This is a genomic window from Longibacter sp. (assembly GCF_051155795.1).
Classification (GTDB): domain Bacteria; phylum Bacteroidota; class Rhodothermia; order Rhodothermales; family Salinibacteraceae; genus Longibacter.
The window spans coordinates 1-9,098 of sequence record NZ_DAXETW010000113.1 but is presented as its reverse complement, the minus strand read 5'-3'; the positions used below and the strand labels follow the sequence as shown (position 1 = coordinate 9,098).

The 9,098-nt window shown below is 63.3% G+C and carries 7 protein-coding genes; 2 read left to right on the top strand and 5 right to left on the bottom strand.

Annotated elements, in window-relative coordinates:
- Positions 1-429 precede the first annotated feature (429 nt).
- The gene (locus ACFCU0_RS11820; protein ID WP_434973880.1) at positions 430-888 is read right to left on the bottom strand and encodes a DUF4385 domain-containing protein; all 459 of its coding nucleotides are present in this window, start codon (positions 886-888) and stop codon (positions 430-432) included.
- A gap of 272 nt (positions 889-1,160) precedes the next feature.
- On the opposite strand from ACFCU0_RS11820, the gene ACFCU0_RS11815 reads away from it, so the two are divergent.
- Positions 1,161-1,739, top strand: coding sequence for a hypothetical protein (locus tag ACFCU0_RS11815; RefSeq protein WP_434973879.1), 579 nt, complete (start codon positions 1,161-1,163; stop codon positions 1,737-1,739).
- 77 nt (positions 1,740-1,816) lie between these two features.
- Here ACFCU0_RS11815 and ACFCU0_RS11810 read toward each other — a convergent pair whose 3' ends face one another.
- A complete protein-coding gene (locus tag ACFCU0_RS11810; protein ID WP_434973878.1) occupies positions 1,817-3,163 on the bottom strand; it encodes a TRAP transporter large permease in 1,347 nt (448 codons plus the stop codon).
- 58 nt (positions 3,164-3,221) lie between these two features.
- Positions 3,222-3,812, bottom strand: coding sequence for a TRAP transporter small permease subunit (locus ACFCU0_RS11805; protein WP_434973877.1), 591 nt, complete (start codon positions 3,810-3,812; stop codon positions 3,222-3,224).
- 378 nt (positions 3,813-4,190) lie between these two features.
- On the opposite strand from ACFCU0_RS11805, the gene ACFCU0_RS11800 reads away from it, so the two are divergent.
- On the top strand, positions 4,191-4,853 hold the full coding sequence (locus ACFCU0_RS11800; RefSeq protein WP_434973876.1) for a porin family protein: 663 nt from the start codon (positions 4,191-4,193) through the stop codon (positions 4,851-4,853).
- Positions 4,854-5,011: 158 nt separating this feature from the next.
- On the opposite strand, the gene ACFCU0_RS11795 is transcribed toward ACFCU0_RS11800, so the two are convergent.
- Together ACFCU0_RS11795 and ACFCU0_RS11790 are read right to left on the bottom strand one after the other, a co-directional pair.
- On the bottom strand, positions 5,012-6,388 hold the full coding sequence (locus tag ACFCU0_RS11795) for an AAA family ATPase (protein ID WP_434973875.1): 1,377 nt from the start codon (positions 6,386-6,388) through the stop codon (positions 5,012-5,014).
- A gap of 94 nt (positions 6,389-6,482) precedes the next feature.
- On the bottom strand, positions 6,483-9,053 hold the full coding sequence (locus ACFCU0_RS11790) for a tetratricopeptide repeat protein (protein ID WP_434973874.1): 2,571 nt from the start codon (positions 9,051-9,053) through the stop codon (positions 6,483-6,485).
- Positions 9,054-9,098: the final 45 nt, after the last annotated feature.

Sequence of the window (9,098 nt, the reverse complement as noted above, 5' to 3'; positions counted from 1 at the left end):
CTCGAACGCATTCCCGACGCCACCCACTGGGTCCAGCACGACGCCCCGGACCGGGTGAACGCTCTGCTCGAGCAGCATTTTGCCGAGCAAGCGGGTGGTGACGGTTGAGGTTCGGGGGGTTGAACGGCGAACTGGGAATGGCGGATTGGGTATTGAGTACGGTGCATCCAACCCGATTACACCGCGGTTCGGGCCGTTGCTCATTTCCTCACCGGAGGCCGCCTGTGCCTAATTCCACGAAATTCGTTGCACACCCTAATTCGTTGCACACCCAAAAACTCGAGACGCGAAAATCAGCACGGGGCACTCGCGTCCAACTCGGGCCGCTGTCTCCCTCTCTCCCCTTCCCCTGCCCCTCCCGTTCTCAACAGCGCGACCCACGGCCGCAATCCGACAAACAACAAACCCCCCACAACACCCGCAATCCCTCTACGTCGGTGATGCCGACGGATCAAAGACATTTTCCATGTGGTGTCGCTTTCGCTCCTGGTACAGATCGTCGTCGCGGACGGACTGCCAGGCTTCCCGGAAGATCACGGCCGCTTCTCGCTTCTCGGGGTCGGACCACTCCTGTGGATCTCGCTTTTCCCCATCCTCCGTGTATTTCTTCCCGCCGGGGTATTTGGCGTATCGCATCGCCCGCGTGAACCCCATCTGCAGGTACTTGCGGGCCATGTCCATCCCCACGAAGTCGCCGGCGTCCCGGTACGTGAGGTAGCGCGACCGGATCGCCTTGACGGCCTTCCGGGCCGAAGCCGCATCTGCGTACTGCCAGTGTGGGAGAAGCTCGCTCTTGTAGGGCTCGACCTTGAACACACCCTTCTCGTCCGACGAGTAGCGATACGCCTCCGGCCGTTCACGAAAGTCGATGTCGTACTCGGGCGCCATCGTACCGGCGAGGTAGTGAACAGAGGTTGGCAAGTGCGTGTGACCCGCTGGACCGGGACGGACATCGCTGGCGGGAGGACTTCGACGGGATCCGCGACCGCCTCGTTTCGGGGAAGCGGTCGGTTGGGAAACGAATCGCGGGTGTCCGGTCTCTGCGGCCTACCACGCGAATAGAGTACAGGCCACCCTGACGGCCGCGCCCGCTGACCGTTGGTGTCGCAACGCGGTCAGGGTCGGCGTCCGAATCCTTCCGTACGATCGACTCCTCCCCCATGCGTTCCCCTTTCGTATCGCTGTTTGCAATGCTACTGATCAGTCTGACACTCGCCCTCGGAACGACCGGGTGCGACTCGGGCGGCTCGGATGGCGGAGACACATCCATTGGCGGCTCTGCCGACGTGACCGTCTCCGGCGTCTCCTCCGGGGGCGACTTCGACGGCAATGCACTTTTTGCCACCGGCGAGGACCTGGACCAGAGCGACCCGGCGTTCGCGATCGTTCTGTTTGAGATCAGTTCGTCCGACACCACCGTTGTGTCGATCGGTCGCGGGTCAAATCAGCTTCCGTCGACCGGAGAGTATGACATCGGAAATGGTACGTCCCAGCAGACCGACGGCTTCACCGCGCTGTATCTGTACAGCGATGGCGGCGACCCGTTTATCGCCTTTTCCCAGACCGGAACGCTCACCCTGACGTCCGCCAGCGACGCGAAGATGACGGGCAGCTTCTCGTTTGACGGCGTGCAGTTCTTCAGCGACCAGACGATGTCCGCCAGTGGCAGCTTCGACGCCGATCGCGCGACGCAGCAGCAGATTCAGAACCTGGACGACATCTTCGACGAGATCGACTGACCTCCTTCTCCAGCGAATGAACGAAGGGCCCGGCCGTTGGCGGTGGGGCCCTTTTTTGTTATTGCGGGTCCGCGCGTCTACAGTCCCCAGGTCACGAGGTCCGGGTACTGGATGATGAGGATGAGACCGATCAGCTGGATCACGATGAAGGGAATCGCGCCGCGGTAAATCTGCATGGTCGACACGCTGTCCGGTGCGACCCCGCGAAGGTAGAACAGGGCAAATCCGAACGGGGGCGTGAGGAAGGAGGTCTGCAGGTTCATACCGACCATGACGCCGAACCAGACGAGCGCGGCGTCGGCCGTCGCGCCAAACTCGGGCGTCAGGACGCGTGCGGCCGGGACGGCGAGGAGCGGGATGATGATGAATGCGATCTCGAAGAAGTCGATAAAGAAGCCCAGGATGAAGATCGCCAGGTTCGCGACGATCAGGAAGCCGATGATGCCTCCGGGCAGGTTGGTAAGCAGGTCCTCGATCCAGAAATCGCCTCCGAGGCCGCGGAAGACGAGGGCGAAGGCCGTCGAGCCGACGAGGAGAAACATCACCATGGCGGTGAGGCGCGTGGTTTCGTCCATCGTCTCGCGCAGCGCGTCGAAGGAGAGCCGGCCGTTGGCTGCGGCAAGAGCGATGGCCCCGACGGCCCCGAGCGCGCCCGCCTCCGTCGGCGTGGCGACGCCGGCGAAGATGCTACCGAGGACGAGCAGGATGAGCACGAGCGGCGGCAGCATCACGAGCAGGACCCGTTGGATGAGACGGGATCGCTCGATGTCCAGCGCCTCCTCCGGCAGGGCCGGTGCGGCCGCCGGACGCACGAACGCGACGCCAATAGCGTACAGCCCGTACAGGCCGGCGAGGACGAGGCCCGGGACGAGCGCTCCGACGAAGAGGTCACCGACGCTGATGCCGAGCTGATCCGCAAGCACGACGAGCACGATGCTCGGCGGGATGATCTGGCCCAGCGTGCCGGACGCCGTAATGACCCCGGCGGCCAGCTCCTCCGAGTAGCCGTACCGAAGCATCACCGGCATCGAGATCAGCCCCATTGCGACGACAGACGCGCCGACGACCCCCGTTGCAGCCGCGAGCAATGCCCCGACGACCACGACGGCAATAGCCAGTCCACCCCGCGCCCGCCCGAAGAGCTGTCCGACGGTCTTCAGCAGGTCCTCCGCGAGCCGGGATTTCTCCAGCATCGTCCCCATGAAAATAAAGAACGGCACCGCGAGGAGGACGTAGTTCGACATCACCCCGAACACCCGATCCGGGAGGGCCTGCATGAGCGCCCAGTCCAGAAGCCCCACTTCGACGCCGATGGAGGCGAACAGGAGCGCTGTGCCGCCCAGGGCGAAGGCTACCGGGTAGCCGGAGAAGATGAGCACGAGCGCGCCGACGAACATCAGCGGCGCGAGGAGATCGGGGTCCATGTGGAGAGGGGGCAGGGAAAATGCAAAGGGGGAAACGGGGGGCAGGTGGGCGCGCAGGTCAGGTGTCACCCGGAAGCGTGGGGTCTACCGGATCCGCACCGACGGACTCGCTCGGGTCGACGACATCGGGATCGTGCCCGCGGAGAATGGCCACTTGCTTGATCGTCATCGCCACCCCCTGGATCATCACGAGGACAAAGGCAATCGGGATGATCGTTCGTATCGGGTAGCGCGGAAGGCCGCCCGGATCCGGCGACTGCTCCAGCACGGCCCAGGAGTTCTCCACCATTGGGATTGACATGTAGAGGACGAGCCCGCAGAAGGGGAACAGGAAAAGGAGCGTGCCGGCCAGATCGATCCACGCCTTGCCGCGAGAAGAGAGACGGCTGTAGAGCACGTCGACGCGGACGTGGTCGTCGTGCTTGAGCGTGTAGGCGGCGCCCAGGAGGAAAACGAGACCGAACAGGTACCACTGTAACTCAAGCCACGTGTTAGAACTGAGTCCCAGACCGGTGTACTTATCGGTGTACCGCGCGACGGCGTTGAACGCGCCGATCACCACCATCGCCAGCGTGCAGTAGTACATCACGCGACCCGTTCGCTCGCTCCAGTCGTCGATGCGGTGGGCCCAGTGGAGCAACGTGTCCATGCAGAGACGGAGGGATGGTGGTAGAGGATGTGCGCGAAAGGCAGTCGCCCGCTTCCTGTTTCGGACTGATGGAGGATATGCGAAGACAGGCGGAGACTCAAGTTTCGCTGAGTACCTTATCGTGTCTCCGACCACCATTCTGCGGGACACGCATGGGAAGTGACGGTGTCGGCCCCGACAGCTGTTCGGCGTTTTCCAGAAGGGTGGAGCGCATACCGAAACCACGACACGCACTGTCTAGACGCATTTGCCCGCATCTTCAACGTAAAAAGATGGTGCACGATTGATCATCGTGAGAATGGTGAACACTTTGTTCTACCTTCGTTCTAACGTTCTACCTGTCCGCGCGTCCACTGTAACGATCGACTGTGCCCGGGCGTGTCGACCCTGTATCCAGTAATATATTTCCTCAACCTGAATAACTTCATGATGCGCAAAGCGACTGTATTCGCCCTATTCCTTCTCCTGATCGGCTCGACACCTGCGCTCGCGCAGCTCGACATCAAACCAGGCGTGCGTGCCGGTGTCAACTTCGCCAACGTTCGCGGCGACGACGTGACCGACGAGATTGAGAGCACAACCGGCTTTCATGCGGGCGTCGTCCTTCTTGTAGATCCTGTCGGACCGCTCGCCTTCCAGCCCGAACTTATCTACACGCAGCGCGGGTTTGAAACGGGAGATGCCTCCGGCACCCTGAGTGTCACCGCCAACTATATCCAGCTGAATGCCCTCGCGAAGCTTCAGATTCCCGTTACCGGCCCGATCAGTCCGCACTTTACCATCGGTCCGGCCGTCGGCATCAAAGCCAGTGAGAGCGGCGAAATCAGCGGCGACGGCGGAAGCATCTCCGGCGACACCGATGACTTCAGCGATACCGAGGTCAGCGGCGTCTTCGGTGCGGGTGTGGACATCACTGCCGGCTTCGGCACGGTCATGATCGACCTCCGGTACGACCTCGGTCTCACAAATGCGATCGACGACGACCCGGCCCCGTCCGTGAAGACCGGCACATTCGGCATTTCCGCCGGACTCCTCTTCTAGAGACTCCCCCGGTGCTTCGTGGCAAGAGAGCGCGTCTCCGTTTCGACGGGGGCGCGTTTTTTTCCTGGGTTGTCGGTCGTGGGTTGTTTGTGGGATGGATTAATGACAGGATGCTAAGCGAGAACCTCTGTCGAGCAATCCAACCCACGACCTACGACCTACGACGTATCCTTTTCCTCCGCGTAGCGATGCGCGCGCTTCGTGATTTCCTCGGCGGCGTCGCGGTCGCGCCACTCGGCGAGTCGATCGGCAACCGTTTCCTCGTACCCCTGGCCCGTCGGCTGATAAAAGTACAGGCCCTGCATGTCGTCCGGCAGGTACTGCTGCGGCGTGTAATGCTCCCGGTAAGCGTGCGGGTACTTGTAGCCTTTCCCGTGGCCGAGTCCCTCCTTGTCGCGATTCGCATCCTTCATCGGATCCGGCACCTCCCCCGACGTCTCGTTCTTGACGTGCTCGAGGGCGTCGAAGTACGAAAACGCCGTGTTCGATTTCGGGGCGGTAGCGAGGTACAGGCAGCACTCTGCCAGAAGGAACTGTCCTTCGGGCATGCCGACGTACTCGAACCCGGTCGCCGCGCTCTGAGCCACCCGAAGCGCCTCCGGATCGGCCATCCCGATATCTTCCGCTGCAAAGATGAGCATGCGGCGAAGGATGAAACGCGGATCCTCGCCGGCGTACACCATGCGTGCCAGCCAGTAAAGGGCGGCGTCGGGGTCGGAGCCGCGAAGGCTTTTAATGAATGCAGAGATGGTATCGAAATGGGCATCTCCCTCCTTGTCGTAGAGGACGGCTCGCTGCTGGATCGAGTCCTCCGCCACCTGCAGGTTGATGTGAATCGTCCCGTCCTCATCCGGACGCGTCGTCTCGATGCCCAGTTCCAGCGCGTTCAGGAGCGACCGCGCATCCCCGTTCGAGGTGCTGACGAGGTGGTCCATCGCCTCCTGCGTGATCGACACATCCAGGTCGCCGTAGCCGCGGTCCGGATCGGTCAGGGTCATCGCCGCGACCTGCCGGAGGTCGTCCTCGTCCAGCGTTTCTAACTCGAACACGCGCGATCGGCTCACGAGCGCGTTGTTGACCTCGAAGTAGGGGTTCTCCGTCGTCGCACCGACGAAAACAACCGTGCCGTTTTCCACGTGAGGCAGCAGCGCGTCCTGTTGCGACTTGTTGAACCGGTGCACCTCGTCCACGAACAAAATGGTGCGCGTCTGATGATGACGGAGCCGGTTCTTTGCCTTCTGGATCGCCTCCCGGATGTCCTTCACGCCCGACAACACGGCGTTCATGGACGTAAAATGCGCCTCCGTTGTGTTGGCGATGATCCGTGCGAGGGTCGTCTTTCCCGTGCCCGGCGGCCCGTAGAAAATGACGGACGTCACCCGATCCGCCTCGATGGCTCGACGCAGCAGTTTCCCCTCTCCCAGAATGTGATCCTGCCCGACAAATTCGTCGAGCGTGCGGGGACGCATGCGATCGGCGAGGGGGGCCCGATCACGTCGCGCCTGTTCGGCCTGAGCGTCGAAGAGGTCGGCCATGGAGAGGGCTGAGATGTGAGTGGTGGGAACGAGGGTGGCGATCGGGGTCAGGCGTCGCGGGCAGGGCGCCCGGGGCATCCGGGAAGACGACGGCTCAATCACCTGTGGTTGCAGAGGTTGTATCCGGGGGAGTTTCGAAGCCCGCGGCCTCGTCAGGTCGGCCCCACGCCTCGTAGAACTCTTTTACCTGGCTGCGAGCACGATCCAGCGCCGGGGCTCCGGAGTCGAGGCTTGCCTCAATCATCTCCCACCCCTTGAGAATCTCAGTCTCGGCCTCCACAAACTGGTTCTGACGGGCCATCGCCTGCCCGATGCGCATGTGGTCGTTCCCAATGTAGAAGTGGCCCGGTGGGAGCAGCTGCCGGTCCATGGCGAGCACATCCCGATACCGCTGCTCCGCCTGCTGAAAGTCGCCGCGCCGCATGCTAAGGCTTGCGATGTTGCTCAGCGTCGACGCGATCCCGGGGTGCACGTCGCCGTGGTTCGCCCGAAGGATCTCAATGGTCTCGCGGTAGAGCGATTCTGCTTCGTCGTACTTCTTCTTCCGCTCGAGGCAGACGGCCAGGTTGTTAATCGTCGACGCCAGACGGGGATGCCCCGGGTCGAGCCGTTCGCGCTTCAGGGAAAGCGCCTCGCGAAGGAGGGTTTCCGCCTCATCCAATTCCTGCTGCTTCATGTGGATGACCGACAGGCTGGACATCACGCGGGCGAGGGTCAGCGGGCGAACGTTCGGTCGTTCACGGTGCAGACGGAGGCTTTCGGTCAGAAGCGACTCGGCCGGCACGAAGTCGTCCTCCTCCCCGTAGAGAATGCCCAGGCCATGCAGGATGCTCGACCGCTGCACGCGCTCCGTTGGTGGCAATGTTTCTTCAGTGGAAAGCGCCCGACGATAGTTCGTTTTCGCTTCCTCGTTCTGATTCAGGGCGGTCTGGGCGTCGGCGAGGCGATCGAGCGCCAGGACCAGCTCTGCACCGGCCGGCGCGTCGTCCGAGAGGATGTCAACCGACCGAACCAGGAGCGACTCCGCCTCCGCATACGCCCCCTGATGCATCCGCAGCCCGCCCTGCACCCGGTACGTGATGGCAAGCTCGGGATCGCGGGGATCCAACGTCGCCTCCTGCGTTTGCACCGCGATGTTGAGAAGGGAATCCGCAGTCGGGTACTCCCCGAGGTTCTGGTACGCGAGCGCCATCACGCGGAGGAGCCGGGTTTGGACGCGGGGCTGATCGTCCAATGCATCGATTCGCCCCAGTCCGTCGTCGAGAAGCTCCGGGGCGGTCGGCGGGTTTGTTGCCGCCCGGTTGGGGTCCGTAGCCCTGAACAGGTCCACGAGATATTCCGTCACCGCCTCGCTGGTCTGCGCCTCCATTCGTACCCGGTCTCGTTCCTCAGCAATTCGCTGGCGCTGGACCGTCACCGTGGCGAGGTATACGATGAGTAGCACCAGCACGAGTGCTCCGCCGATGACGACCGGCCGGTTGCGTCGCACGAACTTTCGCGTTCGGTACCCGAACGTGAGCGGACGCGCCTCGATGGGAAGCCCCGTCTGCGACCGTCGGATGTCCGTTCGTAGCGCTTCAACCGAGGGATAGCGCCGATCCGGCTCCTTCCGCATCGCCTTCCCGACGATCGTCTGCAGATCGCCGCGCAGCGAACGTATGACTTCGTCGGGTCGTCCCGCACGCTTTGCAGCGTCGGGGAGCGGGTCCGGGTCGGTCCGGAGAATGACGCGTTCGATCTCGGTGAGGCTGCGACCCTCGATGCGGAAGGGCCGAACACCGGCGAGAAGTTCGAAAAGGAGCACGCCGAGCTGGTACACGTCGGTTGCCGTCGTGATGGCCTCCCCCCGAACCTGTTCCGGCGCGGCGTACTGCGGCGTCATCAGGTACTCCCCCGTTCGGGTGACGGGCGCCGTCCACTCCGCTTCGTCCTCGTCCAGCAGCTTCGCGATGCCGAAGTCCAGAAGCTTGACCACCGGGCCGTCCGCCGTTTCGGCGACGAGGATATTTCCGGGTTTCAGGTCGCGGTGCACCACCAGGCGCCGATGGGCGTGCTCCACGGCGCGGCAGACGTCCTCGAACATGGCCAGTCGCTCCTCGACCGAGCAGTCGTTCTCGTCGCAGTAGGCCGTGATCGGGACGCCCTCCACGAGCTCCATCGCAAGGAACGGCCGCCCCGACTCCGTCACCCCGCCGTCCAGCATCGACGCGATGGAGCGGTGCTTGAGCTGCGCCAGGATCTGCCGTTCGGCCCGGAAGCGGGCAATGCGCCGCTCCGATGAAAACGCCCGGGGCAGGAGCTTGATAGCGACCTCCCGGTCGAACTGCCCGTCCACGCGACGCCCGCGGTAGACGACGCTCATTCCGCCGCGGCCGATCTCCTCTTCCAGCTCGTAGGGCCCGATGCGAGCGCCGGCCGCGTCCTCGTCCGGAAACTCCTCGGCGACGATCTCTTCTGCGATCGGTGCCGCGAGGGACGCTGCGTCTCGCTCCAGCACCGCGTCCACATCGCTCTCCGCGTCGAGGAGTGCCGACACCTCATCTCGCAGGGCTTCGTCGCCATCGCACAGATCGAGCAAGAGCTCCTCCGGATCGGCATCCTCCTTCTCGTGATCGAAGTACGCATCCAGGATCCGTTCGATCTGCGTCCAGCGGTCGGCGTTCATGGCAGAACAAAAAGTTGGGGCAGGGGCTGCTCCATGGTATGACAG

What these genes read in the sequence shown, in the direction of transcription:
- ACFCU0_RS11815 (WP_434973879.1), top strand. Translation starts at nt 1,161, where the DNA reads ATGCGTTCCCCTTTCGTATCGCTGTTTGCAATGCTACTGATCAGTCTG.
- ACFCU0_RS11810 (WP_434973878.1), bottom strand. Translation starts at nt 3,163, where the DNA reads ATGGACCCCGATCTCCTCGCGCCGCTGATGTTCGTCGGCGCGCTCGTG.
- ACFCU0_RS11820 (WP_434973880.1), bottom strand. Translation starts at nt 888, where the DNA reads ATGGCGCCCGAGTACGACATCGACTTTCGTGAACGGCCGGAGGCGTAT.
- ACFCU0_RS11790 (WP_434973874.1), bottom strand. Translation starts at nt 9,053, where the DNA reads ATGAACGCCGACCGCTGGACGCAGATCGAACGGATCCTGGATGCGTAC.
- ACFCU0_RS11805 (WP_434973877.1), bottom strand. Translation starts at nt 3,812, where the DNA reads ATGGACACGTTGCTCCACTGGGCCCACCGCATCGACGACTGGAGCGAG.
- ACFCU0_RS11795 (WP_434973875.1), bottom strand. Translation starts at nt 6,388, where the DNA reads ATGGCCGACCTCTTCGACGCTCAGGCCGAACAGGCGCGACGTGATCGG.